Here is a 25,224-nt window from a genome sequence, read left to right as displayed (position 1 = left end):
TCAATGCTTCAATGGAGATGACGGAAAGGAGCGAAGGTGCGCAGCAGCAATGTCAGCATGCGGTTTTCCACCCAGACGCTCCTTCTCCAACTCGGCGTCGTGCTTCTGGTGGTGCTGCTCAGCGGCGCCGTTCACGCCTGGCTCGTCTATGACCGGATTGGCACTGAAGCCGAGAACCAAGCCCTTACGCTCGCCCGGACCGTCGCCGCCGACCCCGATGTACGGGCCGACGTCCAGGACATCAGCAAGGAGGAAGGCACCCCTCCCCCGCCGGTCCTTCTGCAGGGACCGCTCCAAGCCGCAGCCGAAGCGGCCCGGGTCCGTACCGGCGCCCTGTTTGTGGTGATCACCGACGAGACCGGCCTGCGACTGGCCCACCCTGAACCCGCCCGCCTTGGTGAACGGGTCAGCACGGATCCTTCCGTTGCCCTGGGCGGCGAAGAAATCACCACCCGCAACACCGGCACGTTGGGCCCCTCCGCAGGTGCGAAAGTTCCCGTCTATGCCCCCGGCCCCGCGGACCGGACCGGCACGATCGTGGGCGAAGTCAGCGTGGGGTACTCAGTGGAGTCACTGACCAGGAGCCTTGCCCGGGACATCGTGCCGATCGCCCTGACCGCCGGCGGCGCCCTGCTGGCCGGAGTCCTGGCATCGTTCCTGCTCCGCCACCGCCTGCAGCGCCTGACGTTGGGGCTGGAACCAGAGGAAATCAGCACCCTGGTCCACGATCAGGTGGCCGTGTTGCAGGGCGTGGACGACGGCGTGATCGGCATCGCTGCCGACGGTCGGATTTCGGTCTTCAATGCTGCCGCATCGCGGCTCCTCGACCTTCCGGACATCACCGGCCAGGACTGGGCATCCGCCAACGTTCCCGGCCAGCTCAAGCAACTCACCCGCCCTGCGGCCCAAGACGCCGAGGCCGTCGAGGTTGTGGCCGGTGGACGCGTCCTCGTGGCGAGTGCCCGCAAAGCCTGGCACCGCAAGGAGGACCTCGGTTGGGTGGTCATGCTGCGCGACCGCACCGAACTGCAGCAGCTCACCCGGCAGTTGGACGCGGTCGGAACCATGTCCACGGCCCTGCACGCCCAACGCCACGAGTTCGCCAACCAGCTCCACACGATTGCCGGCTTCATGAGCATCGGCCAGCACGAGCAGGCCAAGACATACCTGGAACGGCTCTCCGCCACGGGACCACTGAAGTTCCCTGTGGAACAGGCGGAGCTGCTCCAGGATCCCTACCTGCAGGCATTCGTCGGCGCCAAGAGCGTGGAAGCCTCCGAACGGGGCGTCAGCCTGCGCATCGGTCCGGAAACCCTGGTACGCGGCCACGTCGTGGATCCGCAGGACGTCACCACAGTCCTCGGCAACCTCATCGACAACGCAGTGAGTGCCGCCGTCGGGGGTTCCGCAGCCGAACGCTGGGTGGAAGTTGAACTGTTGGACGACGCCACCCACGGCGGGACCCTGCACATAGTGGTGGCAGACTCGGGAGATGGTTTGGCAGGTGCCGGACCCGAGGAGGTCTTCGCGGAAGGATTCACGACGGCGGCGCAACCGTCCGGCGCGGCAGCCGGGCAAGGTTTCGGGCTGGCGTTGGTCAGAAACCTGGCGCGTCGCCGGGGCGGCGAGGTCAGGGTTCTGGAGAGCGGCACGCCCGGCGGACCCGGGGCGGTCTTCATGGCCACCGTTCCGGGCGTCATGGGCGGCACGGGTGTGCGGGACGACGACATGGATGCACCGGAAACCGGGACGGGGCCAACGGCGAGGAAGGACAGCATTGGCTGAGGACTTGAGAGTGTTGATCGTGGACGACGACTTCCACGTGGCCAGGCTGCACGCGGCCTACGTCGATTCCGTGGCGGGATTCATGGCGTTGGCGCCCGTGGGCTCAGTGTCCCAGGCGTTGCAGGCGATCCACAGCCTGCGCCCGGACCTCGTGTTGCTGGACGTCTATCTGCCCGACGGTTCAGGGCTTGACCTGCTGGGCCAGCTCGACGTCGATGCCGTGATGCTGACGGCGGCCTCGGATGCGCAATCCATCCGCGTGGCTCTGCGCCGCGGTGCCCTCGGTTACATGCTCAAACCCTTCACCGCGGAATCCCTGTCCCAGCAGCTACGCTCCTACGCCCGGTACCGCCGCATCCTGGGGCAACAAACCAGCGTTGACCAGGCAAGCATCGAGCGGGCCAAGCGTGCCCTGATCCCCGGCGACGTCACGCCGTCGGCCAAACCCCGTTCGGCTACCGAGGCGGCAGTCCTGGAGTCCTTGGTGCCTGGCGAGCAGTATTCGGCGGCCGAAGTCGCAGACCGCGTGGGCGTGTCCCGGGCCACGGCGCAAAGGTACCTGTCCTCGCTCGCGGACGATGGCGCCGTCGACATCCAACTGCGCTACGGGACCACGGGCCGCCCGGAACACCGCTACGGCATCCCGGGCTGACCCATCTGAGTCGCAATTGTGCGCGTTTTGAGCACGCTAAACGCGCTTAACTGCGACCCAGTTGGGTGCGCTACGCGGACTTCTGTGCCACCAGTTCGATCTCCACCAGCATCTGCGGATCAAGGAACGGCAGAACGTGCACCAGGGAAAGTGTGGGCCGGATCTCGCCGAAAACTTCACCGTGTGCGCGGCCGGCGTCTTCCCACTTGCTGATGTCCGTCAGGTAGAGCTTGGACTGGACAACGTCCGCGTAGGAGAAGCCGGCTTCTTCCAGGACGGCGCCGAGCTTCTCGAGGATGTACTTGGTCTGCGAGTAGAAGTCATCGCCCACAATCGCTTGTTTGCCATCAACGGGTCCGCTGGCCGCCGTCGCGGAAATGTAAAGGGTGTTGTCCACCTGGACCGCACGGGAGTACCCAAGGGTCTGTTCCCACACCGAGCCTGAACCGTATGTCTTGCGCATGCCGCGCCTTCCTGTTCATCTCCCGGCCTGTTGCCGGGTTTTCCGAGGAAAACTCTAGGACCGGGAGAGCTCAAGCCTGTAAACGAACAACTTTATGTCGGTGCCGGGAACGAACCAGTCCCGTTCGGGGACCCGGTCGAAACCGGTCCGGTTGTAGAGGGCGTTGGCGCTCTCCCACGTGGCGCCGGTGGTGAGGCACACGGCATTGATGCCGTCGCTCGCCTTGGCCTGCTCGACGACGGCACTCACCAAGGCAGTGCCCGCGCCGGAGCGCTGCACCGCCGGATCCACCACGAGGGTCCGCAGCTCCAGCTCGCCGTCCAAGCCAATGTCGGAGAAACCGCCTCCGGCGGGAGCCGCGGTCACTGAGCCGATGATGGTCCCGTCCCGTTCGGCCACCAAGACGTCCGCATGCTGCGCCCGGCCTGCCACGTTCTTAAGCTCCTGCAGGTACGGGTGATCCGCGCTGCCGTAGTACCCCGCAGTGACGTATGAATCCTGCGTTATGCGGGCAACGGCGTCGTAGTCTTCGGGAAGGGCGGGACGGACAGTAATCGGCGAAAGCACCTGTCAATGGTATTTGTAACCGGGCGTTGCATTCGGCGAAACAGCGCTTTCCGTGACAGAACTATCACTCCTGTGTGTGTCACCCGGTATCGCGGGATTGAGTCCGATTGCGCGCCATGAAGCCCGGTTTCGCCCCGTTGCGGCCTTGTTTCGGAAGGCTGGCGCCCTGAGCCGCGGCCATGCTGAAGTGGGCAAACCTGACCACGCCACCCCAAAACCAAAGGAATCGACCATGCCCACACCACCGCGCCAGCTGCACCTCAACGCGTTCCTCATGAGCACCGGCCACCACGAGGCCTCCTGGCGGCTCCCGGAAAGCGACCCCTTGGCCTCCACCAGGATCGAGCATTACCAAAACCTGGCCCGCACCGCCGAACGCGGAAAGCTGGACTCGATTTTCTTCGCCGACTCCCCCGTGCTCTTCGGCGAGGTGGGGCGCCGCCCTGCCGGCAAGCTGGAACCCACCGTCCTGCTCACCGCCATCGCAGGAGCGACACAGAAGATCGGCCTGATCGCCACCGCCTCCACCACCTACAACGAGCCCTTCAACCTTGCACGCCGTTTCGCTTCGGTGGACTGGGTCAGCGGCGGGCGGGCCGGGTGGAACGTTGTCACGACGGCGGGACCGGACGCGGCGCGCAACTTCGGCGTCGACGACCAGCCGGCCCACGCCGTCCGCTATGAGCGCGCCGCCGAGTTCATCGACGTGGCCCAAAAACTCTGGGACAGCTGGGAGGACGACGCCGTGCCCGCGGACAAGGCCGCCGGCGTCTGGGGCGACTCCACCAGGATCCGGGCAATAGAACACGAAGGCAAGCACTTCCGGGTCCGCGGCCCGCTCAATGTCCCTCGTTCTCCGCAGGGCCACCCGCTGATCGTCCAGGCCGGCTCCTCCGATAACGGCAAGAAGCTCGCAGCCCACTACGCCGAAGCCGTGTTCACCGCCCACCAAACACTGGCAGACGGGCAAGCCTTCTATGCAGACCTCAAAGCACGGACCGTGGCGGCGGGCCGTGATCGTGACAGCATCAAGATCCTCCCGGGCATCGTTCCCGTGATCGGGTCCACCGAGGCCGAGGCCCTCCGGCTCGAGCGCGAACTCGATGAACTGATCAAACCCGAATACGCCCGCGAGCAGCTGGCCAAGACCCTCCGGCTCGCACCCGAAGACCTGCCATTGGACCGCCAACTCCCGGCCGATCTTCCATCGGAGGACGACATCGAGGGCGCCAAGAGCCGCTACACCCTGATCGTGGAATTGGCGCGGCGCGAGCATCTCACCGTCCGGCAGCTCATCGGTCGTTTGGGCGGCGGGCGCGGGCACCGGACATTCTCCGGCACCCCCGAACAAGTGGCGGACGCCATTCAGGACTGGTTCGACGCGGGAGCAGCGGACGGCTTCAACATCATGCCCCCGGTGCTTCCATCAGGTTTGGAAGTGTTCGTGGACCAGGTGGTGCCGATCCTTCAGCGGCGTGGACTGTTCCGTACCGAATACACGGCTTCCACCTTGCGGGGACACTATGGCCTGGAGCGGCCGGTCAACCGCTTCGCGGGCGCACCCGCACGGGAGCTGACCTCGATCGGATCCGGCTTCTAGCGGTAGTTGGCGATGGCCAGTGCGCGGATCATGGGAGCCCTACAGAGGGAACTTTCCGGAGAGCTCCAGCGTGGCCGCGCACGTCCAGGCCGCCAACCGGTCTTCGGTGCTTGGGCCGCCGTCGAGCGGGCTTGTCAGCTTTGGCCTGCGGACCCAGCAACCGGCCTCCTCGGCTATCAAGGCCCCGGCGGCGTAATCGTGTTCGTTGAGGCCCCGCTCGCCAAAGGCGTCCACGGTGCCGTCGGCGACGAAGCACAAGTCCAGTGCTGCCGAACCCAACCGCCGCACATCAGCGAAGCCCTCCATGAGCTCACCCAGCCCGTCCACCTGGTTGGCGCGGGTGGAGGGGTCATAGCTGAAGCCCGTTGCCAGGATCAGCCCTTTCCTCCCCGGGACCGGGCCCGTCAGCTGCGTTGATGTCCCGGCAACCTCAACCCATGCGCCGTGCCCGCGGGCCGCCGAGTAGACGCGGCCCAGCGCCGGCGCGTGGACCACGCCGGCAAGCCACACGCCGTCGGCATCTGCCACGGCAACGGACGTGGCGTAGTAAACAATGTTGCGGATGAAGTTGGTGGTGCCGTCCAGCGGATCGATGGACCAGCGATAGCCGGACGCCTGCTCCGGCCGGGTGGTTCCTTGTTCCTCGCCCGTGATCGTGTCGTGTGGCCGTGCCTGGGCGATGGCCCGGCTGACGGCGTTCTCCGCTGCGAGATCGAACTCCGTTACCCAGTCCCCGGCTTCGCCCTTGTTACTCATTCCGAGGCCGTCACCACCGCTTCCGGTGACCGAACGTTGGGCAAGCACTGAGGCTCCCGCTGCGGCCGCCGTTTTGGCGACCTCCAGCAATTCCAGGACGTCGGCGGGCGAATGCCCGGCGCTCATTCGGATTCCCCTTCCCGCGCGGCAGCTTCATCGACGTTCTCCTGGCCTTCAGACGTGGCGGGCTGACCTTCCGGCGCAGCTGGCCCATTGGCCAGGAGCTCACGGAATCCGTCCTCATCCAACACCGGGATCCCGAGCTGTTCCGCTTTGTCCAGCTTGGTACCAGCGCTTTCCCCGGCCACCAGATAGCTGGTGTTCTTCGATACCGAGCCTGCCGCCTTGCCACCACGGATGATGATGGCTTCCTTGGCCTCATCCCGGCTGAAGTTCGGCAGGGTTCCCGTGACCACCACGGTCAGTCCTTCAAGCGTGCGCGGAGTAGCCGTATCCCGGTCATCCTCCATCCGAACGCCGGCGGCAGCCCACCTGTCCACGATCTCGTTGTGCCAGTCAACCGCGAACCATTCCTTAAGGGCAGCCGCAATGGTCGGTCCGACGCCGTCCACATGGGCCAGTTGTTCCTCGGTCGCATTCCGAATGGCATCCATGCTTCCGAAGTTGGTTGCCAGTGCCCGCGAGGCGGTGGGACCGACGTGGCGGATGGACAACGCTACAAGCACCCGCCACAGGGGCTGCTTCTTGGCTTTCTCCAGCTCCGTGAAAAGCTTCTCCGTGGTGGCAGTGGGCTTTGACGGCGTCTTGGCCGTGGCTTTCGTATAGAAGTAGGGAACGAGTTCGTACTGGCCTGTGCCGACGCCCTTGGATTTCTTCTCGCGGCGGATCATCACGTTTGCCAGATCTTCGCGGGTCAAGTCAAACAGCGCGGCCTCGCTGGTCAGCGGGGGAATCTCCGGTTCTGCGGGCTGGGTCAAAGCGATAGCCGCTTCCCAGCCGAGGGCCTCGATATCGAAGGCGCCACGGCTGGCCACGTGGAAGACCCGCTCACGCAACTGGGAAGGGCAGGACTTTCCATTGGGGCAGCGGATGTCCACGTCGCCCTCCTTGGAAGGCGCGAGCGGAGTGCCGCAGGAAGGGCATTCGGTGGGCATGACGAATTCGCGGACGGGCGGATCCTGCTTATCGCGGAGCGCCAGTACCGGACCGACAATTTCGGGGATGACGTCACCGGCTTTGCGAAGAATCACGATGTCGCCGATCATCACGCCTTTGGCTTTGACGACGTCCTGGTTGTGCAGCGTAGCCATGCCCACGGTGGAGCCGGACACCTTGACGGGCTCCATCAACCCGAACGGAGTGACACGTCCGGTCCGGCCGACGTTGACCATGATGTCCAGCAGTTTGGTGTGGACCTCTTCCGGCGGGTACTTGTACGCGGCGGCCCACCTCGGCACGCGGGAGGTGTAGCCGAGTGCGCGTTGGGTGGCGAAGTCATCGATCTTCACCACGATGCCGTCGATCTCGTGCAGGAGGCCGTGGCGGTGTTCGCCGTAGTGGGCAATGAATTCCAGGACGCCGTCGTAAGAGTCCAGGACCTTCGAGTAGGGACTGACCGGGAGTCCCCATTCGCCCAGGAGCTTGTAGGTCTCCGACTGGCTGGCCGCATCCAGCCCTTCACGCGCCCCGATGCCGTGGACGAACATGCTGAGGGGACGCTTGGCGGTCTCCGCCGGATCTTTTTGCCGGAGCGAACCCGCGGCGGCGTTGCGGGGGTTGGCCAGCGGCGCCTTGCCCGCTGCCACCAACGAGTCGTTGAATTCCGCGAAAGCCTTGGACGGAATGAAGACCTCGCCGCGGATCTCAACTTCGGACGGATAGCCCGAGCCGCTGAGCTGCCGCGGGATCTCCTTGATGGTCAGGACGTTATGGGTGATGTCTTCACCCGTGGTGCCATCGCCGCGGGTAGCAGCGCGCACCAGCTTGCCGTCCCGGTACAGCAGGTTCACGGCCAGGCCATCGATCTTCAACTCGGTCAACCACGAGATCGGCGGGACCCTGTCCCCGAGCTTGGCCACCGACGCCTCGACCTTCCGCACCCAGGCCTCCAGCTCGTCGAGCGAGAACACGTCATCGAGGCTGTACATCCGTTGGAGGTGCTCGACGGCGGCAAAAGCCGCGGAGACCTCACCGCCCACTTCCTGGGTGGGTGAATCATTCGCGACGAGCTCCGGATGGAGGGCTTCCAATTCCTCCAGGCGCCGGTACAGGAGGTCATATTCAGCGTCGGAAACAGTGGGAGCGTCTTCTTGGTAATACGCGTACCGGTACTTCCGGACCAGGTCAACCAGTTCCTGGTACTCTTCCCGGAGGTTTTCCGACGGCGGCGCACCCTCCTCTACGGCGACGGCGGCTGTGGCCATGGATGTGGTGCTGACCCGATCTGGATTCTCTGGTGTGCTCACAGGTCTATCTTGCTATACACCCCGGACATTATGTGGCGGGCCGCTCAGTGCGACGACAGGCGGTTCTTGCTCCACAGCGCGAACGCAAGGCCGCCCAAACCAACAAGCAGTACCCCGCCCAGGATGCCGAAAAGCCCCAGCATGTTGGGCCCGGAGAAGTTGCCCGTGGCCAGGACTGCGGCCTGGGTTTCTTTGCCCTGATCGATCGGTGTGTCCCAATTGGAGGACTTCGAGGGACTCGGCGAGGCAGACCGCGTCGCACTCGCCGTGGCGGTGGCTGTAGCGGTGGGTGCCGCCGTCGGAGTTTCCGACGGCGTTTCGGCCACCTCAGGCTCTAGAGTCGCCGGGGCTTGGACTACGGCGGGCTGCGGCGCTTGGACGGCCGGCGCGGGAGCTGCCGGAGCCGGAGCAGGCGCGGGTTGCTTCCGGTCGTGGACGCGGGTTGGTTCAGGCGCGGGCTTCACGTCACGGTCCGGCGCCGGCTTGGTATTCGTTACTTCAGGTGCGAGGACCTGTTCGGTGGGAGTCGGATCTCCCGGGGCTTCCACGGAGGGACAACTTCCCGCCGTCTCCGGGATGCAGGGCGCTGCGTGGGCAGTGCCCTGCGGTGCCAGCCATACGGCGGCGGCGAGCAGTACGCCCGCCACAACGGCAGGGACGCGGCGCCGACTGGAGGCGGGCACGGCGGCAGGGAGAACGGTGGGTTGCATGGGGCATGACCTCGCTGGGGGCGTTGGGGCGCTTTGAGCGGTCCGGAAGTGCGGTACGTTTCCGGCATCCTCCTACACACACCAGCGAAGACGCAAATCCTAGCTCCGGTTTTCGGGCGGCATGGCAACCTGCAGTTTCCGTACTTTGCCGCGTCCCACGATGTACCCGCGGCCCGGGATGAAGTCCTTGCTGAGCCGTCCCAGTGACGTGTTGAGGAGGCTGTCCCCTTCCACGTCGCCGGGGTTGAGCAGCAGTCCTCTGCGCCCGGATTTGAAGGGCTGCGCCAAGGACCACGCCTGCGACCATGTGGAGGTTTCGGACTCGCCAACTACCCACTGGTCGGCCTTGATGGCGGCCGTCACCAGGCGACCGACGCCGGACTCGGCGAGGGTATCGGTGAACTCCGTGAGGCCCTCAATGAAGATCGCCATGGTTCCCGGGTTGTCGCTTGCCTTGTCCACCAGGTCATCCACCACATCGGACACCTCGTCCGGACCCACCAGGGCACGGCTCCAGATGTTCAAGGAGGCAACCGTGGAACGGCGCGAGCCGATGTAGATGAGGTCGGTCCGCGGGTTGGACCGGCGTAGCGCGTAGGCCAACGTGACAAGGGCGACCGTTCGCCCGGAACCCGGAGGCCCTGCCAGCAGCAAGGGGCCTTTCGCGGCAATGGCGGCGGAGCCGAGGGTCTCGTCGTCGACGCCGATGATGGGATTGTCCACGGCTCCCACGGGCAGGATGTCCAGGTCCACCAGTTCGGGGAGCCGTTGGATCTGTGGAGCCTGGCTGAGCCCCTGCCGGAGCATGGCCTGGCTGAGCTTGGACACTTCGCGCGCCTGCAGGGCCAGGTTGGAGTTGCCGCCCAGCACCGCCAACTGCACTTCCAATCCGTCCAGGAGCCCGCGCCCCGGAGGTGACGCTGCGTTCAGCACGTCCTTGGGGACGTCCAGCGTCATGTAATCGTCTTCCGAGCTCAAGCGAAGCACCAGCCGCTTCTGGATGGAGGCAAGGAGCGACGCCGGTACGGAGTTGGGTCGGTCGCCGCTCACCACGAGGTGGATACCGAGGGGACGGCCGTCCGTGGCGAGCTGCAGGAAGATATCCCACAGCGAAGAAAGGTTGCTGTATTCGTAGGATTCGCGGAAGGAGGACATGCCGTCCACCATGACGAAAATGCGCTTCTCATCCGGCCGGGCAGCCAATTGGCGGTATTCGACGATGGTGGAAGCCCGGACTTCGGCAAACCTCGTGGCCCTCTCATCCGCGATCTCCTTGAGCCAGCGCAGCAGGCGGCCGACGCGTTCGACGTCGTCGCCGTTGATGACCTCTCCCACGTGCGGTAGGCCCTCAAGCATCTTCAGGCCCGAAGATCCGCAGTCGATGCCGTAGACGTGTACGGGACCGCCGCGGGGCGTCACGGCAGCGGCAATGGCGATGCCGCGCAGTGCCGCCGACTTACCTGAACCACCCGTGCCGTAGACGGCCATGTTGCCGTCCTTGTCCGGCTCGTAGAACACCGTGGGCTGGTCCTGGTGGGCGGGATCGTCCGCAACGCCAAGAAGGAGCCGTTCATCGGTACGGGGGTTGGGCAGCTTGGAGAAGTCGTACGTGGTGGCCAGCTCGTTAAGCCAAGGCTTGCGCGGCGGCTCGATTGCCAGGACGTCAGCCGCCCTGATGATGTTGGCCGTCATCCGTGCGATGTCGTTCGGTCCGGCCGGTTCCTCGGCGATCTCCGTCGCAGGCGGCGGCTCCCAGGAAGGTCCGGAGCCGAAGGCCATCTCCACGATGTCGATGCGGGGCCGTTGCGGCTTCTCCGTGGTCCAGCCGCCGGCATAACCGGTCTGGAAACCCTGGATCCTCCCGGGCCCGGTCTTCGCCGCACCGCGGCCCGGGATGGAGGGATCGAAGTAGGCGGCTGTCGGAACACCAAGAATGTCCACGGCATCCACTTCATCGGCCATGCGCAGGGCGACGCGGAGGTTGGTGTTGGCGCGCAGGTTGTCCTTGATGACGCCGGCCGGCCGCTGCGTGGCAAGGATCAAGTGCAGGCCAAGGGAACGGCCACGCGCGGCCACGTCAACAACGCCGTCCACGAATTCGGGGACCTCGGTGGCCAGCGCGGCGAATTCGTCCACGATGATGATGAGGTAGGGCGGAGCCTCGGGGTCCGCTTCGCGCTGCAGGGCGAGCAGGTCCTTGGCCTTCTTCCGGTTCAGGAGCCGTTCGCGGTAGTGCAGCTCGGCACGGAGCGAGGTCAGGGCACGCCGGACAAGGTGCGGCGAGAGGTCGGTGACCAGGCCAACGGTATGCGGCAGGTGCAGGCAGTCCGCGAACGCAGCTCCACCTTTGTAATCGACAAAGAGGAAGCTCACCCGGTCCGGGCTGTACGCAGCAGCCATGCCCATGACCCAGGACTGGAGGAACTCCGACTTGCCTGCACCGGTGGTTCCACCCACCAGGGCGTGGGGGCCCTCGTTCTTCAGGTCCAGGTAGAACGGCTCAACACCCTTGGAACCAACCAAGGCCCGGAGGCTGCCGTTGTCCTTGCGGTTGGGCACGGCGGTGGCATGGACAGAGTTGTTTTCCTGCCAGCGCTCGGCCACGGCCTGTGGTTTGTCCATCAGGTCCTTGCCGATCAACGTGGCGTAGGAAACGGCGCGCGGCAGGTCCGAGTCGTCCTCGAGCGGGTTGCCGACGTCCACCAGCGGAGACATCATGCGGGCCAGTTGCGTGGCCAGCTCAACGTCGAGGCTTTCGCAGCTCACCGGATAGGTGTGCCGGCCCAGCCGGACCTGGCCCGTCGTGGTGCCGTGATCGCCGTCGACCGAGAGGAAGTCCCGGCATGCGGCAGGCAACGACTGCACGTTGGCGGCCACCCACATGACGTGGACGCCAAAATCCGGACCGCGTTCCACCAAACGGGTAAGGCGTCCACGGTCCACGGGTGCATCGTCTTCCACCACCACCAACACCGTGGGCACAACAGGTCCGGGAGTCTCTTCGTGCTCATTCTTCAGCCCGGGCCGGGGCTGTTGACCCGGTTCCTTGGCCTGGGCTTCACGCTGCTCAACCAGGTCTTCCAGCCGGGACAACAGCGCGGAGCCTGCACCCGGGCCGGCGGCAAGATGGTCGCCCGTGAGGGGGCTGTGGCCTGAGCCGACGTGGGGCAGCCATTGCAGCCAGTCCCAGCGTTCGCGGGACCGCGGGGACGTCAGTGCCGTGAGGACGAGTTCCGCGGGCGAGTGGAGGCCCACCAACTGAAGCACCATGCCGCGCGCGACGTCGTCCACCACGCTGCGGTCCCCGGCCACGCCGAAGGAGCCGGACGCGCGCAGCTGCGACACGATGGGCACGCCTTCGATCACCCGCACCTGCTGCAGGCATTCCTGGATTTCCCGCATGTACTTCGGCTCGGTTTCGTTGGCCCCCGGCTCGTCGAACTGGATGCGGGACGGCGCGGAGCCCAGGCCGAAGCGGACGCTCAGGAAGTGCTGGTGCTCGGGCCTGTTGGTCCACAGCAGCGGACCCAGCTTATAGATGGCATCCACCGTGTCGCTGACCGATGGCGCCTCTTGCAGGCGGACCGCTCGTTCGATGTTCTGCTGCCGGTCGATGTCTTCCCGGAACGCCAGCATGGCAGCGTTGAACTGCTTGTGCCCTTCCTTGGCCTGCCGCTTGCCCTGCATCTTGTGGTCCACGTAGTGCCCCACGATGAACAGCGGCATCATGGCCATGAAGATGACGGAGAGGATGTTTTGCGTCAGGGCGAACAGAACGCCGCCCATCAGCAGCGGCGTGACCAGCATGATGTACGGGAACGGCTGGTGTTCAGGGCGTTTGGGGCCCGCCGGCGGCACGCGCTTGGGCGACTCGAACCGGGGAACCACCCGCGGCGACCTGTTGAAGTCAACCAACGGCGAGGTGGGTCCTCCGGAGTGGTTGCGCGAGAGCGAAACGACGCCCACGGTGGTGTCGCCCAATGTCACGGTGTCCGAGGATTCCAGCGTGGCCCGCGTGACGGGCAGCCCGTCCATGAGGAGCCCGTTGGCGGAGTTCGTGTCGACGATTTCCACCGTCTCCCCCACCGTGATGCGGGCATGCCGCTTGGACGTCAGGGGGTCGGACAGCCTGACGTCGGCGTCCCGGTCCCGGCCGATGTAGCTGGTTCCGAACGGCAGCGAAAACTCGCGGCCGGCGTCGGGCCCTGCCATGACGCGCAGGGTAGCTGCCGCCGGTCCGCGGTTGGTGCCGGGCGCGTTCGAGGCGAATTGTTCGCTCACCTGGGTCAGGGACACCTTCGAACCGGGCCGCAGCCCGGATTCCAGCAGGTTGTCGGTCGGGCGCAGGACCTGGCCGGACAGCCCGCCGCCAACAAACGCCTCATCCACGCTGATGGAGAGGTTCGACGGCGGTTCGGTCCCCTTCCGCGCGGGGTCCGCGGCCCACAGTTCCGTGGCGATGTCGGCCACTGTGGCACGGCCATCCACCGTGACGGCCAGGTCCTTGGCTTCCGCGGGGTCCCGCCGCAGGGTCAGGCGAAACTTCATCCTTCGTCGACTCCACTCTCAGTCTCAAGCAAGTACAGGTCGGCCGGGGTGACCAGGTGTGAGGTCACGGCGTGCTCGACGAGCCGGGCACGCCGGTTGGTGGCGAGCTTCCCGGCGCCGCCGCGGAGCCCCACGACACCCACGCGGTCGAGTTTGTCGCACACGTTGTCCAGCTTCCGGTTGAACCGGGTCAGCGCCCATCCCAAGCGTTTGGCGGCCTCCGCGGACGACGGGATGGCACTGAATCCGGTGCCATCCCGACGCAGCATGGGTTCGGCCAGGGCCACGATGAGCGCCTTTTGCGAATCGGTGAAAACAACGGGCCCGATGGTGGTGTCCCCCGCCTGGTCCTCGTCCCGGGCTTCGTGCCGGAAGGACGGAGTCTTCAGGTGGACGGCGAATTCGTAGGTGGTGGGGCCCGCCGTGAAAATGACGTTCGTGTGGCTGAAGACCAGCGGGATCCGCGCGCCCGGAGCAAGCCAGGCCTGCATGCCGCCCGAGCCGTCGGCGATGGTTGCCGACAACATGCTCCCCACGTTGCTCAGCCACCAAATTCCGTCGTAACGGGCAATTTGCAGGAAGCGGCGGTGCAGGTAGGGATTGTCATCTACTTCAAGGTCGCCTTCGCGGCCGATGTCGAATACATCCTCATCTGACGGTTCGTACCATTCGCCACAGAAATCTATTGCTAGATCCCCCATGATCTGTGCCTCCTTGCAGGACTGTTTGTTACTTTCGGGAACGGGCTACTTTTCAAGGCAGCCGATGGATTCAGGACCTCCCGGCGACGCCGAGCCATCGGCCCGCACAACGATCACCTGGATGCACACCGGCAGCTGCGTGGTACCGGGGAGTACCACGTTGGAGGCCAACGTCGATTCGTACGGTCCGTCCGCCTTGGCCGACTTGGTCCGCCACTTGTAGGTGTCTCCGGAATTGAGCGCGACCGGGTCCCACCTGAAGACCACCAGTCCGGGGCCGCCGCCTTGCTGGACCTCGGCGCGGATGCCCGTCACGTCGGGCACATTGCCGTCGCTGATGGCGTCTGCGGGCGGTTTGCTCGCGGTCTCGCTGGGAGCCACTTTGGGCTGCGCGGAACCGCCCAGCACCACACCTACGACGACGGCGACAGCCAACACTGCTGCACCGCTCACGCCGAGCCACAGGTTCCGTTTGCTGTGGTCGGCTTCCGGGGCCCCGGCTTCTTCGGCTGCGGGGCCCGAACGATTGACCGTGGCGGCGAGGTCATCGTGCGCCGGCGGCTGCCAGCCGCGCAAGACCGTCGACTCGGCCGTTTCCGGTTCCGGGGCGGCGTTGGGCGCGTGGACACCCGGTGATTGGAACTGCGGAAGGTTGGTTTGCGGTGCCGGGAACTGCTGCTTTGGCCGCGTAGGGCTGGTGGAAGTGCCGGCGGTGCTGGACGTACCCGGCATGGTGGACGGGAACGTCCGCGCAGGAAACGTGGGGGCCGAACCGGTGGTTGCGGTTCCGGACGCATCCGGATCGATCGAAGCGATGCTCCGGACGCGGGTCTCTTCCACGTTGTCGTCCGGGTGCTGTTCATCCCCGTGCCCCGGGTCCGCCAGGACTTCGAACGGCGTCACCGACAGGTTCAGTTCCGCCTGGATGCGCTGCAATGCCAAGGCAAAGGCATGCGCCGACGAATACCGCGACTCCGGGGACTTGGCCATGGCAGTGGCAAGGACCAGTTCCAGCGATTCGGGAACATCCGCGCGGCCCAGGCGGGGCAACGGGGAGTTGGTGATGCGGGAAATCAGTTCCCGCTGCGAGTTGTCCTGCCCGGGCAACACGAACGGGGAACGTCCGGCCAGCAGCGTGTACAGGGTTGCACCCAGGGCCCAGATGTCCACGGGCACGCCGTCCACGGGCCCGCCGCGGAACTGCTCAGGGGGTGACCAGGGGATGGACATTCCGGCGTCGTCGTCGTTGTCCCCGCCGATGGTCCCGGAGATGCCGAAGTCGGTCAGGGCAGGCCGGTTGTAGTCGGTGACCAGGATGTTTGCCGGCTTGATGTCCCGGTGGACAATGCCGGCGCGGTGCGCGGTCTCGACGGCGGAAGCCACTTGGATCCCGACAGCCAGGACTTCGTCAACGCTGAACCGCTGGCGCCTGTACCGCACATCGAGGCTGGGCCGTGAGCAGTACTCCATGGCCAGGTAGGAGTGTCCGTCTTCTGTGGTCTCCGCTTCGAAGATGGTCACGATGTACGGGTGGGAGGAAAGTTGCGCCATCAGGTTTGCTTCGGACTCGAAGCGACGGCGCGCACCCTCGGTCTTCAGGTCGGACAACAGCACCTTGACCGCTACCTTGCGGCGCGGCCTGTCCTGTTCGAAGAGGAAGACGTCAGAGAAGCCGCCCGATCCCAGCAGGCTGACGTACTTGAAACCCGGGATATGGGGAGGCGGTGCAGGGGGCCTCTTGGAACTCAAAGAATCTCCTCGAAACGCAATGAAATGTCGTCACCTAACTCGGCAATGTCGCCGTCGAGCAGGATGGCCATCTCGTTTTGGGCGAGCCGGCGCGGTGCCTGGCCCTCCCGGATAAGAACGGTGCCGTTGGTCGCCTTCAGGTCGCACAGCATGACGTGCCATCCTTCCAGGCGGACCTCGACGTGCGACCGGGAGATGTCTCCCCCGGGGCTTTCCACCTGGACGAGGCGAGGCATGGTGCCGCCCTGGACCCTGGAGACGGACGGCTGCCTGCCGATGACCAACGACTTATCAAGGTCGATCAACTCGCCCGTGGAGATACGCATCCGGCCAAGCCTGGGGCGTGGCACCTGGACCGCGTCTCCGGACAGCGCGAGGCCACAGGAAGCGCACTGCGGATAGGTGGGCGGGTTTGCATGTCCCTGCCCGCACACCCGTGCTAAAACGCTGGGTCCCGTGGCGTGGTTGCCCGCGCCTTCCTGGCCGGTTGCGGTGCCGGTTGAGGAGCCACCTGCGGCCGTACCCTCAGGAACGTCCACTGCAACACTGCTCTTCATGATGGTCTGGCCATCATGGTCCGGATCATTTTCCTCGGGAGCCTGCACCGCGGGTGGACTGGAAGTGAACTGCCGGGCGGGCGCAGCCGGTTCAGGAGCCTCGGAGGAGGCACTGCTGCGCAGCCACGGGACGGAATCAATCAGGGCCGGTACACCAAGAGGGGCCTGGCCTGCGGACCCGTCGCCGGTACCCGGTACGGCTCCGGCCGGACCAGGTACGACGCCGGTCCCTCCTTCGGCGGCTCCGTCGCTTTCCGCGTCGGCCCGTTTCGGCGACGGCAGCGGCACTCCTTCGGGGATCGGCGGCGAGGGCACCTGGGCTGCAGGAACGTCGTGGTCGTCCTCGTCTCCCACGATCCTGACCGCTGCGTCCTCGATGTTCCGCATTACGGTCTTATCCCACAGGTGGTCATAGTTGGTGGTGGTTTCCAGCGTGGGAACCATGGGATCCGTGGTGCTGGTGTGGACCGGAACGCCACCGGAGTCCTCGGAAGCTTCGGCTGCCGCAGGAGTGTCCACGGACTCATCCGGCTGGAATTCGTCTGAAGGGTCCTCCCCTGGAACGACGTCTTCCGCGGGCCCGGGAGCGGTTTCCGGCGCAGACGCGGCGGCGGCCTCCGGACCGGCAACAACAGGCAGACCGTCCGTGTGCGGAGCGATCGTCAAGCCAAGGTCCACGTCGGTGTAGCCAAGCACAGTCTCATCCGAGACCCGTCCGCCGCCCGGTGCCGCCACGGGCCCAGCGTCCGCGGGTGCCACCACGGGCTCCGCGTCGGCTGCGGGTGTTTCAGTTCCGGGGGCCGGGGCAGCCGCCGGAACGCCGGCAAGGACGACCTCCAGCGCGGCAAGCCGCACTACTCCCTCAACCACCGGCAGGCCCAGCGGGACGGTACCAGCCGCCGTCGTGGTTCCGCCGGAAGGTCCTGCACCGCCGTTGGAGGCTGCCGCACTACCGCCGGAACCGATCCGCAGGCTGACGGAGTCCGGTGACTGCAGCCGCCGCTCCGTCCAAGTGGTCACGTCCCGGCCGGACAACTGCTCGCCGCCGGAGGCCGAGTGGACTTCAAGGTCGAGGTCGCCGCGAAGGAAGACCCTGAGCTGGTCTTTGGAATCAATGATGCCGAAGGGCGGAATCCTGGTCAGTGATACGCCGAACGCCTCCGTGACCTCATGGAGTACCTCGTGGGCCTCGGGCGCGGAGGCCAGGAGCTCCCACACGGACTCCACCAGCGATTCCGGAGTTTCCGGCCCGAGGAGGACGACTGTTCCCCGGCGCAGCACTCCAAACCAGTCGCCGTGACGGTAGCGGGCGACGGCAGGCACGCCATTACTTGCCATCAGCACCGTCCTCGGTTTCCGCGCCGTTGACCCAAGCCCGTGGCAGGGTGTCCTCTTCGACGTCGTTGCCCACTTCCGGGCGCGGCGCAGTGGTGGCAATGCCGGCGTCGTTCAGGACGTTCTTGGCGTCCACCACAATGACGCTCACGTTGTCCCGCCCGCCGCTGCGGAGGGCCGCCTGGATCAGGGCATCCACCGCGTCCTGCGGGTGGGCAACGGTGCTGAGGATGCGGAACAGGTGGTCGTCCCCGAGTTCCCCGTTAAGTCCATCGGAGCAGACCATGATCCGGTCGCCCTCCTGGATGGGGAGGAGCCAGAAGTCGGCCTCGGTCTCATCGCCGGTGCCCAGGGCCCGGGTGACCACGTGGCGGCGCGGATGGATGGCGGCCTGTTCGGCCGTGATGTCCCCCGAATCCACCAGTTCCTGCACTTCCGAATGGTCCACGCTGACCTGCGAGAACTGGCCCTGGCTCAGCAGGTACGTCCGGGAATCGCCGATGTTCATGACCAGCCAGTACGGCACGCCCATCTGCTCGACCACCACGACGCCGGACAACGTGGTCCCTGCGCGTCCACCGGTGGCATTGCGGATGGCCGCGTCCGCCTTCAACAGGCAGCCCTGCAGCTCACCGGCCGACGCCGTCCGCGTGCCCGTTGCCAGTTCCGGGGCGCTGCCCAGGGTGCGAACGCACATGCCGCTGGCGATCTCTCCCGCCTCGTGGCCCCCCATGCCGTCGGCCACGGCAAAGACAGGATCCGAGGCAATGAACGAATCCTCGTTCAACTCGCGGCGCAAACCGCGGTCCGTACCGTAGCCGTAGCTCAATTGGAAGCTGGAAGCGGCTGCGTTGGCGTCGGCATCGGGGGTTGCCGGCTGTGAATTCATGCTTGTCCTAGGTGGAAGGAACGGTCACCGAAGTGGACGGTGGAACCGGGGCGGACGAAAACTGCAACACCTGGCTGCAAACGGGTTTGGAGGCCGTCGGGGGTGGTGACCGCGCTGCCGTTGGTGGAGTTGCGGTCGGTGACCCAGACGCCGTCACCATCCACCCGCAGGTGCAGGTGCGTCTTGGAGATGGAGCGCCCCGGATCGGATACCGGCAACAGCTGCTGGGTAGCTTCGCCGGGCTGTGGTGCGGGGTTGCGGCCAAGGAGAACCGTGCCGCCGAGCTGGACATCCTGGCCGTCGTCAATGCGGATCCGCAGGACTGCCTCGGCCCGTGCAGCACCCGGCCGCATCCGGGTGCGGTCGAGGTCGTCATCAGGATGGGCAACGGCGGGCACGGATGCCTGCGGGACCGGACGCGGTGCGGAGGGCGGGCGCCACTGGTTGGGATCGTGCGAAGGCACGGAAACCTGCGAGGGCACCGCAGGCGGGGATTCCGACGCCGGTTCGGTCGCCGCCGGTGCGGGGACGGGTGCCGGGGCCTGAGCCGCAGAAGGGCTCGGAACCGGCGAGACAACGGGCTGCACCGGAGGCAAGTCCACCGGCGCGAAGCTGTACGGTCCTTGGATGCCGCCGGTGGCTACAGGGTTGCGGCCCGCGTGGACATCGAAGACCAGGGTCTTGGCTGCCTTGTCCTGCCATCCCTTCAGCTTGCCGTTCTTGTCCCAGGCGCTGGAGACCACCACGAGGATGGCCCAGATAGCGCCCAGCACCATCAGCGGGAGCGCGATGAAAAGAACCAGGCCAAGCTGCCCGATGGCGAGCAGCACAGCACCGACGATTGCCCCCAGCAACAGGCCGCCGCCGGTGACGATGCCCCGGACGAAGACGGCTCCAGCGCCGGGAGCGTAACCGTCGGCGTCCGAGCTCCGGATGCCCATGAGCTGGTTGCCGATGGTGTTGCCGGACTTGGCCTCGATGCCGAGCAACACGAACATGTAGGCCATGGTGACGGCCAGTCCGATGCTGCCGAGCAACACGAGCAGGCCGGTGTCATACACAATGAAACCGTTACGGCGCGTTTGCGTAATCCCGGCAATGCCGATGGCAAAAGTGGTGACCAGGACGGCAAGGGGAAGAAGCCAGTCGAGCACGGCGGCGCCCAAGCGCTTGCCCGCTGACGCCGGCACAAGTTCAAGCTTCGTCGACACCGTGGTCCCTCCCCCTGGATTCACCCCTGTGCCTGCCATGGTTGCAGGCATCGCCGCGGCTGTCCGCCCTGCAGCTTCCTGAGCGGACACTACCGAGATACTACCGGGACCGGGCCCGCCTTGATGGCTCGCTTGATCCTGGGCAGCCAGGTGCGCATGGTTCACGTTGCGTTCCCGACGCGCTCCGCGGTTGCTCAACGGAGAGCCGCAGAAGGTGCAGAAAGCAGCACCGGGCCGCACTCCATGGCGGCAGGCCGGGCACAGTTCAACGTCAGTGTTCACCCGATCGGCCCTTCTGGAAGAGGAATTTCAGCTTGGCAAATACACTCATGCCCGTCCGCGGCCCGCTGCCGGGAACGGTCTCCCGCTGTTCCCGTCGCCTCAGGGCGGCGCGTCCATCCGACAGCAGGGACCGCGGCGAGAACCGGGCCTGCTGCCGTTTCCAGAAGCCAACGCTTCCCGTGATGTCCTCCAGCGACGAGTCCACGATCTTCCAATACTCCTTGACTTCATCCTCACTCGGCTGCCCGGCTCCGAAGACGGCAGCGTCGGCACGGTGGGCAAGCACGGTGGTGATGCTGCCTGCCACGGGGAAGGCATCCGCAATCACCGAGGCCGATTCGCGCCGCGTCGACTTGTTGTCGATTGACGCGCCCATGTCAGTGGCAAGGCTCAGCACCTCGTTCCATCCTCCGCCGACCCGCTGGGCGGGGTGCCCGTCACGGAAACGCGCCTTCCGGCGTCGTGCCTTCAACAGAAGGATCAGCAACAGCGGGATGGCCAGGATCCCCAGCGGAATCAGGGCAACGCCGATGGCGGCCAGCAGCGGACCCCAGAAGAGCCAGGGGTTGTTCTTCTTCTCGTCAGCATCCAGGGCGTCCGGGGTGGAGTCCGGCGGCAGGTCCGCGGGCTCCTGCGGCGGGGGCGGCGGCTGCAGGACCTGCGGCTTGGGCTTGGATTTGCTCTCCGGGTCCGGCGGGATGGGCACGTTGTCCTTGGGCGGCGTGGGATCGAACGCCACCCAACCCACCCGGTCAAAGGCAACCTCCACCCAGGCGTGCACATCCTTGCCCGTGATCTTGATGTCGCCGGCACCGTTCTCCGGGCTCTTGGGGTCCGGGTAGAACCCCATGACCACACGGGAGGGGATGCCCAGGTGGCGCAGCATGAGGGACATGGCAACCGAATATTGCTCGTCGTCGCCCAGCATTTGCTTGGCGGAGAGCAGGTTACGGACGCGTGCGGCACTATGGCCGGGCAGGCTGGGCAGCTGGCCCTCGGCTACCAGGCCGTTACTGAACGCACCACTTTTCTGGAAGTGCGCCTCGATCTGGCGGACCCGGTCGATCGCCGTGGGAGCATCAGCCGACAGTTCGTTCGCTTGCGAAGCCACGATCGGCGGAACTTCCTGGGCGTCCGGCAGGGTGATCTTGGCGAAGTCGTACTGGGTGAGCTGACCGTGCTCCAGTTTCCCTGGGTCCGAGACCTGCACTGTATACGAGTCACCCTTGCCCAGGCCCTGCGTGGTCACCGCGGTGTCCGTCCCGGCGTTGAAGTACAGGCCCGATGCCGCACCCGCGGCCTCCGCAAAGCTCAGGCCGGTGGTGTGGCGCCCGCCGGGGACGAAGTACCCCTGATAATCCTCAATAGTGATGTCCAGCGAGTAATTGGTGCTGGCGACGGGGCTCCCCGTATCCGCCAGCGTGTTCAAGGACCGGGCGTCCCCCACCTTGCTGAAGTTGCCGGAGCTGTTCGGATCCATGGTGTAGTTCAGCCCGTTGAACGAATCCAGGGCCGCCAGCCTGACCCTGCCGTCCTTGGGCAGGCCCTTCACCGAGAAGAGCGTGCTGTCCTTCTGGTCCTTCACGAAGTTCCGGAAACTGGCCAGCGGCGTGACGTAGTCGCGTGGATCGAACGGCGGCACGATCGTGTTGCGCAGCACCTTCCGGTCATCGCTGGCGGTCACCAGCGGCGATGCGACGGCGGTAATGGCGACGGCGGCGGCAATGACCGCTGCCCCGGTCCCCAGGCGGCGGAGCTTGCCGCGGCGGGCCGCACCGGCGTCGTGGTCCGTCCGGTTGGCCGACACTGTCTTGGTGCTGGACTGGCGCAGGGCGTCGCGCCGGAAGGTTGCCCACACAATCGCGATGATGGTGAGGGAAACGCCGCGTTCGACGTTGAGGAAACCGGCGCTGGTGCTGAAGGCAATACCCGTCACAAAGAGCGCCAGGACCGGCAAGAGCGGCCAGTACGGGCTCTTGAGCCGCCAAGCCAACAGACCTGCCGCCAACGCGGTGATCAACGAACTGAGGAACGGCACAATCAGCATGCCGTTCGCGGTGCCCACCGGGACACCGACGGTGAGCATGTCCTTCCAGGCGAAGACAATTCCCAGAAGCAGGGTCCTGAGCGAATCGAGGCTTGGCAGGAACCCCAGCACTGCGGTGTCGGGGACCGCCAGGGCCGATCCAAAAAGCATGTAGGCGCCGAACGCCAGCGCCGTGGTAATCAGCAGCCCCAGGCGAAGGTGCGCATTCAGCACGGCAATTCCCAGGCCCAGCAGGATGCCGCCCAGCCCGGCAATGAGGTAGCGCGGGTCTCCCCCGAAGCTCAAGCTGAAACCAAGGACGCCCAGGAACAACAGGACAACCAAAGCGCCGCAGTCGATGGCGAAATGCCATGCCGGCCGGCCGTCGGCGAAGAAGGAAGGTAAAGGTTTGGCGCTCCGGCTGCGGTCGCGGGTGCGAAGATTCGGCCCGGTACTCATGCTGCCGCCTTTCGAAGGACAATCGCAAGGTCATCCAGGTCACCGACGGTCAGGACCGTGAGGTCCGCGATGTTCGCCCTCGACGGCGCCGCGCCAGGCTGGACGCGCACGGCAAGGCTCCGGACACCCGGCATGATGGAGGCTGCAGCGGAACGCAGCTCCGTCGCTGTCACTTGGCTGCCCACGACGAAGAACACCACGGAGGCGTTCGGGACGGTGTCCGCCAACGTACGGGCAAGGTCGACGGCGGTTTTCCGCATGGGTGCCCCGACGATCCTCGTCATGTCATCGAGCAGGTTGCGGCCGGTCTCGCAACGAAGCGGCCCTTTCTGCGTCAGAACGTCCAGTTCGCGCTGCTCGCGGATAGCTTGGCGGCCAATGGAACCAGCCACGGAGATGGCCATCTCGAACTCATGCTCGGAATCGTATTCGTCGGTATTGATGGACAGTGAGATGGCGAGGTGGGCCCGCCGGGTTTCCTCGAACTGGCGGACCATCAGCTTGTTGGTGCGTGCCGTGGTCTTCCAATGGATGTGCCTGCGGTCATCGCCCGGCACGTAATCCCGGAGGGCGTGGAAGGAGACGTCCGCGCTGGAAAGTTCGGTGGTGGGCATACCTTCCAGGTCACGGATGAAACCTGCGGCAGAACCACCCAACGGCACCGTCCGGGGATGGACGTACAGGTCCACAGGTTCAGTCCAGAGCACCCTTCGGCGCAGGAGGTGGAGGGGGTCGGCGCGCACGGAACGCACGGGACCCACCACGATCACGGCACGCCGGGCAGTGGGGATGGTGAAGAGATCCTCGTGGACCTGCGCGGGCTTCATCCGGGGCAAGTGGAAGACGGCGGTGTTCGCCCCCACCGGAAGCTCCAGTGATGCCGGGAGCAAAGGCCGTGCGGAGACGTTGGAGACGGCAATGCTGCCCACTGCGTCATCGCCCACTGCAACACGGGTACGGGCGAGGTCCAGCACCACACCGTAGGCCGAGCGGCCCACGATGAAAGCGATGGCGAACACGAACAGCAAAAAGGCCACCATCGCGGCGGACTTCGCTTCCTGCCAGCCCCAGGACTGCCCTGCGATCCACAAAGCAACGGCCGCTGCCAGCACTACCCAGCCCAGGACGCTCACCACGGAAAGAACCGGCCAGGCAAAACGCAACCAGTAGGTCCGGACCTTGGACCACACCGGGGCAAGCAACTCCCCTGCTGTCCCCGCGGCTTCAGCCCACACGGCCGCCGGGTGGAGCTTGCTCTGCTTGCCCCTGCCGTTTCCCGGGCGGGGCCGGTTACCGGGTTGGCCGACCGGTTGGCCGCCCGGGCGTTTGCCGGAACCGCCGACTGAGCGGATCTTGCTGCCAAGCGCCGATGTTGCACGCTTGAGCGAATCAGCAGCCCTGTTCAGGGGTGTGCTGGAGGACATGTGGAGACCTTTGTTCGTGCCGGGGATGCGGGTGTGAAGCTGCAGGAACTATGCGCTGGCGCGTTGCTGCGGCGCGGCTACGTCAGCCAGGACACGCGTCAGGACTACCTCTGGCGTGGCGCCGGAGAACTCAGCCTCCGGGTCCATGACCAAGCGGTGCGTCCACACGACGGGCGCCAGTTCCTTGACGTCATCCGGCAGGACGAAGTTGCGTCCCTGGCTTGCTGCCCACACCTTGGCGGCGCGAACCATCGCCAAGGCACCACGGACGGAGACGCCAAGGCGCGTCTCGGAAGCGTTGCGGGTCTCCTCGCAAAGGCGCGAGATGTACTCAAGCACTGCAGTGTCCACGTGGGTGGTAGCGGCGAGGTCGGCCATGTCGGCCACAGCCTGGGTGGTGATGATCGCCGAGAGATCCTTGGAGCGGTCCTTCAGGTTGCTCCCGCCCAACAGACGCACCGTGGAGGCATGGTCCGGGTAGCCGATGGAGGTCTTGATGAGGAAGCGGTCCAGCTGTGCTTCCGGCAGGCGGTAGGTGCCCGCCTGCTCGATCGGGTTCTGGGTCGCCAGGACCATGAACGGCCGCCCGGCGTCGTACGTGGTGCCATCCACGGTCACCCGGGACTCCTCCATGACTTCCAACAGGGCGGACTGGGTCTTCGGCGACGCTCGGTTGATTTCGTCAGCGAGCACGATGTTGCTGAACACCGGCCCCTTGTGGAACTCGAACTTCTGGGTCTTCTGGTCGTAGATCGTCACACCCGTGACGTCCGAGGGCAGGAGGTCAGGGGTGAACTGGATGCGGTTGTGGGAACCTTGCACCGTCGCCGCCAAGGCACGTGCCAGCGAGGTCTTACCGGTACCCGGCGCGTCCTCGAACAGCACGTGGCCCTCGGCCAGCATTGCGGTGAACGTCAACCGGATGACGTGTTCCTTGCCCAGGACTGCCTGGCCCACGTTGGCAACGAGCTTCTCGAACGTTTCTGCAAACCACGCGGCCTGCTCGTTTGTCATGGTCATTGCTTGGGAGTCCTTTTCTTCAGTCCGAAGTGTTCTTGTGGAGTTGAGTGCGGTGGTGCCACGC

The 25,224-nt window shown here is 65.9% G+C and carries 17 protein-coding genes; 3 read left to right on the top strand and 14 right to left on the bottom strand.

The genetic code is table 11. The features are described 5' to 3' along the window. Positions 1 to 57: 57 nt before the first annotated feature. Positions 58 to 1,785: a sensor histidine kinase gene (locus AUR_RS16855; RefSeq protein WP_128397268.1), complete on the top strand. Its 1,728-nt coding sequence runs from the start codon at positions 58 to 60 to the stop codon at positions 1,783 to 1,785. Then, positions 1,778 to 2,437: a response regulator gene (locus tag AUR_RS16850; RefSeq protein WP_062095851.1), complete on the top strand. Its 660-nt coding sequence runs from the start codon at positions 1,778 to 1,780 to the stop codon at positions 2,435 to 2,437. The genes AUR_RS16855 and AUR_RS16850 overlap by 8 nt, the downstream gene beginning before the upstream one ends. A 70-nt stretch (positions 2,438 to 2,507) precedes the next feature. Here AUR_RS16850 and AUR_RS16845 read toward each other — a convergent pair whose 3' ends face one another. Further along, entirely contained in the window at positions 2,508 to 2,900 is a 393-nt protein-coding gene (locus AUR_RS16845; RefSeq protein WP_062095848.1) for a RidA family protein, read from the bottom strand. A gap of 54 nt (positions 2,901 to 2,954) precedes the next feature. Then, positions 2,955 to 3,467 (bottom strand): GNAT family N-acetyltransferase, encoded by a 513-nt coding sequence (locus AUR_RS16840; RefSeq protein WP_062095846.1) that lies wholly within the window; start codon positions 3,465 to 3,467, stop codon positions 2,955 to 2,957. 232 nt (positions 3,468 to 3,699) lie between these two features. Here AUR_RS16840 and AUR_RS16835 point away from each other — a divergent pair, with 232 nt between their 5' ends. After that, complete coding sequence (locus AUR_RS16835; RefSeq protein WP_021471381.1) at positions 3,700 to 5,067, top strand: LLM class flavin-dependent oxidoreductase; 1,368 nt, start codon at positions 3,700 to 3,702, stop codon at positions 5,065 to 5,067. Between the two features lie 39 nt (positions 5,068 to 5,106). On the opposite strand, the gene AUR_RS16830 is transcribed toward AUR_RS16835, so the two are convergent. From AUR_RS16830 to AUR_RS16775, 12 genes are all read right to left on the bottom strand, one after another. Beyond that, positions 5,107 to 5,949: an inositol monophosphatase family protein gene (locus AUR_RS16830; RefSeq protein ID WP_021471382.1), complete on the bottom strand. Its 843-nt coding sequence runs from the start codon at positions 5,947 to 5,949 to the stop codon at positions 5,107 to 5,109. Beyond that, positions 5,946 to 8,249 carry an NAD-dependent DNA ligase LigA gene (gene ligA / locus AUR_RS16825; RefSeq protein ID WP_031216190.1) on the bottom strand — a complete coding sequence of 768 codons (2,304 nt, stop codon included), beginning with the start codon at positions 8,247 to 8,249 and terminating at the stop codon, positions 5,946 to 5,948. Before ligA ends, AUR_RS16830 begins: the two co-directional genes overlap by 4 nt. A 44-nt stretch (positions 8,250 to 8,293) precedes the next feature. After that, positions 8,294 to 8,959: a hypothetical protein gene (locus AUR_RS16820; protein WP_021471384.1), complete on the bottom strand. Its 666-nt coding sequence runs from the start codon at positions 8,957 to 8,959 to the stop codon at positions 8,294 to 8,296. Positions 8,960 to 9,058: 99 nt separating this feature from the next. After that, on the bottom strand, positions 9,059 to 13,507 hold the full coding sequence (locus AUR_RS16815) for an FtsK/SpoIIIE domain-containing protein (protein ID WP_128397213.1): 4,449 nt from the start codon (positions 13,505 to 13,507) through the stop codon (positions 9,059 to 9,061). Beyond that, positions 13,504 to 14,208 (bottom strand): hypothetical protein, encoded by a 705-nt coding sequence (locus tag AUR_RS16810; protein ID WP_021471386.1) that lies wholly within the window; start codon positions 14,206 to 14,208, stop codon positions 13,504 to 13,506. Before AUR_RS16810 ends, AUR_RS16815 begins: the two co-directional genes overlap by 4 nt. 45 nt (positions 14,209 to 14,253) lie before the next feature. After that, positions 14,254 to 15,957, bottom strand: a complete 1,704-nt coding sequence (locus tag AUR_RS16805; RefSeq protein WP_062095839.1) for a serine/threonine-protein kinase — start codon at positions 15,955 to 15,957, stop codon at positions 14,254 to 14,256. Next, entirely contained in the window at positions 15,954 to 17,852 is a 1,899-nt protein-coding gene (locus AUR_RS16800) for an FHA domain-containing protein (RefSeq protein ID WP_062095837.1), read from the bottom strand. Before AUR_RS16800 ends, AUR_RS16805 begins: the two co-directional genes overlap by 4 nt. Continuing rightward, complete coding sequence (locus tag AUR_RS16795) at positions 17,842 to 18,738, bottom strand: PP2C family protein-serine/threonine phosphatase (RefSeq protein ID WP_062095835.1); 897 nt, start codon at positions 18,736 to 18,738, stop codon at positions 17,842 to 17,844. Before AUR_RS16795 ends, AUR_RS16800 begins: the two co-directional genes overlap by 11 nt. Then, a complete protein-coding gene (locus AUR_RS16790; protein ID WP_062095833.1) occupies positions 18,735 to 20,231 on the bottom strand; it encodes an RDD family protein in 1,497 nt (498 codons plus the stop codon). The genes AUR_RS16795 and AUR_RS16790 overlap by 4 nt, the downstream gene beginning before the upstream one ends. Continuing rightward, complete coding sequence (locus AUR_RS16785; protein ID WP_082694425.1) at positions 20,221 to 22,716, bottom strand: transglutaminase TgpA family protein; 2,496 nt, start codon at positions 22,714 to 22,716, stop codon at positions 20,221 to 20,223. The genes AUR_RS16790 and AUR_RS16785 overlap by 11 nt, the downstream gene beginning before the upstream one ends. After that, complete coding sequence (locus AUR_RS16780; protein ID WP_062095831.1) at positions 22,713 to 24,140, bottom strand: DUF58 domain-containing protein; 1,428 nt, start codon at positions 24,138 to 24,140, stop codon at positions 22,713 to 22,715. Before AUR_RS16780 ends, AUR_RS16785 begins: the two co-directional genes overlap by 4 nt. Before the next feature lie 48 nt (positions 24,141 to 24,188). Continuing rightward, positions 24,189 to 25,160 carry an AAA family ATPase gene (locus tag AUR_RS16775; RefSeq protein ID WP_062095829.1) on the bottom strand — a complete coding sequence of 324 codons (972 nt, stop codon included), beginning with the start codon at positions 25,158 to 25,160 and terminating at the stop codon, positions 24,189 to 24,191. Positions 25,161 to 25,224 lie beyond the last annotated feature (64 nt).

Origin of the sequence: Paenarthrobacter ureafaciens, from assembly GCF_004028095.1 — a bacterium.
Lineage (GTDB): Bacteria > Actinomycetota > Actinomycetes > Actinomycetales > Micrococcaceae > Arthrobacter > Arthrobacter ureafaciens.
The sequence above is the reverse complement of the archived record's forward strand: the minus strand, read 5'-3'. Positions and strand labels throughout refer to the sequence as shown.

What these genes read in the sequence shown, in the direction of transcription:
- AUR_RS16855 (WP_128397268.1), top strand. Translation starts at nt 58, where the DNA reads ATGCGGTTTTCCACCCAGACGCTCCTTCTCCAACTCGGCGTCGTGCTT.
- AUR_RS16845 (WP_062095848.1), bottom strand. Translation starts at nt 2,900, where the DNA reads ATGCGCAAGACATACGGTTCAGGCTCGGTGTGGGAACAGACCCTTGGG.
- AUR_RS16835 (WP_021471381.1), top strand. Translation starts at nt 3,700, where the DNA reads ATGCCCACACCACCGCGCCAGCTGCACCTCAACGCGTTCCTCATGAGC.
- AUR_RS16830 (WP_021471382.1), bottom strand. Translation starts at nt 5,949, where the DNA reads ATGAGCGCCGGGCATTCGCCCGCCGACGTCCTGGAATTGCTGGAGGTC.
- AUR_RS16820 (WP_021471384.1), bottom strand. Translation starts at nt 8,959, where the DNA reads ATGCAACCCACCGTTCTCCCTGCCGCCGTGCCCGCCTCCAGTCGGCGC.
- AUR_RS16815 (WP_128397213.1), bottom strand. Translation starts at nt 13,507, where the DNA reads ATGAAGTTTCGCCTGACCCTGCGGCGGGACCCCGCGGAAGCCAAGGAC.
- AUR_RS16810 (WP_021471386.1), bottom strand. Translation starts at nt 14,208, where the DNA reads ATGGGGGATCTAGCAATAGATTTCTGTGGCGAATGGTACGAACCGTCA.
- AUR_RS16800 (WP_062095837.1), bottom strand. Translation starts at nt 17,852, where the DNA reads ATGGCAAGTAATGGCGTGCCTGCCGTCGCCCGCTACCGTCACGGCGAC.
- AUR_RS16795 (WP_062095835.1), bottom strand. Translation starts at nt 18,738, where the DNA reads ATGAATTCACAGCCGGCAACCCCCGATGCCGACGCCAACGCAGCCGCT.
- AUR_RS16785 (WP_082694425.1), bottom strand. Translation starts at nt 22,716, where the DNA reads ATGAGTACCGGGCCGAATCTTCGCACCCGCGACCGCAGCCGGAGCGCC.
- AUR_RS16780 (WP_062095831.1), bottom strand. Translation starts at nt 24,140, where the DNA reads ATGTCCTCCAGCACACCCCTGAACAGGGCTGCTGATTCGCTCAAGCGT.
- AUR_RS16775 (WP_062095829.1), bottom strand. Translation starts at nt 25,160, where the DNA reads ATGACCATGACAAACGAGCAGGCCGCGTGGTTTGCAGAAACGTTCGAG.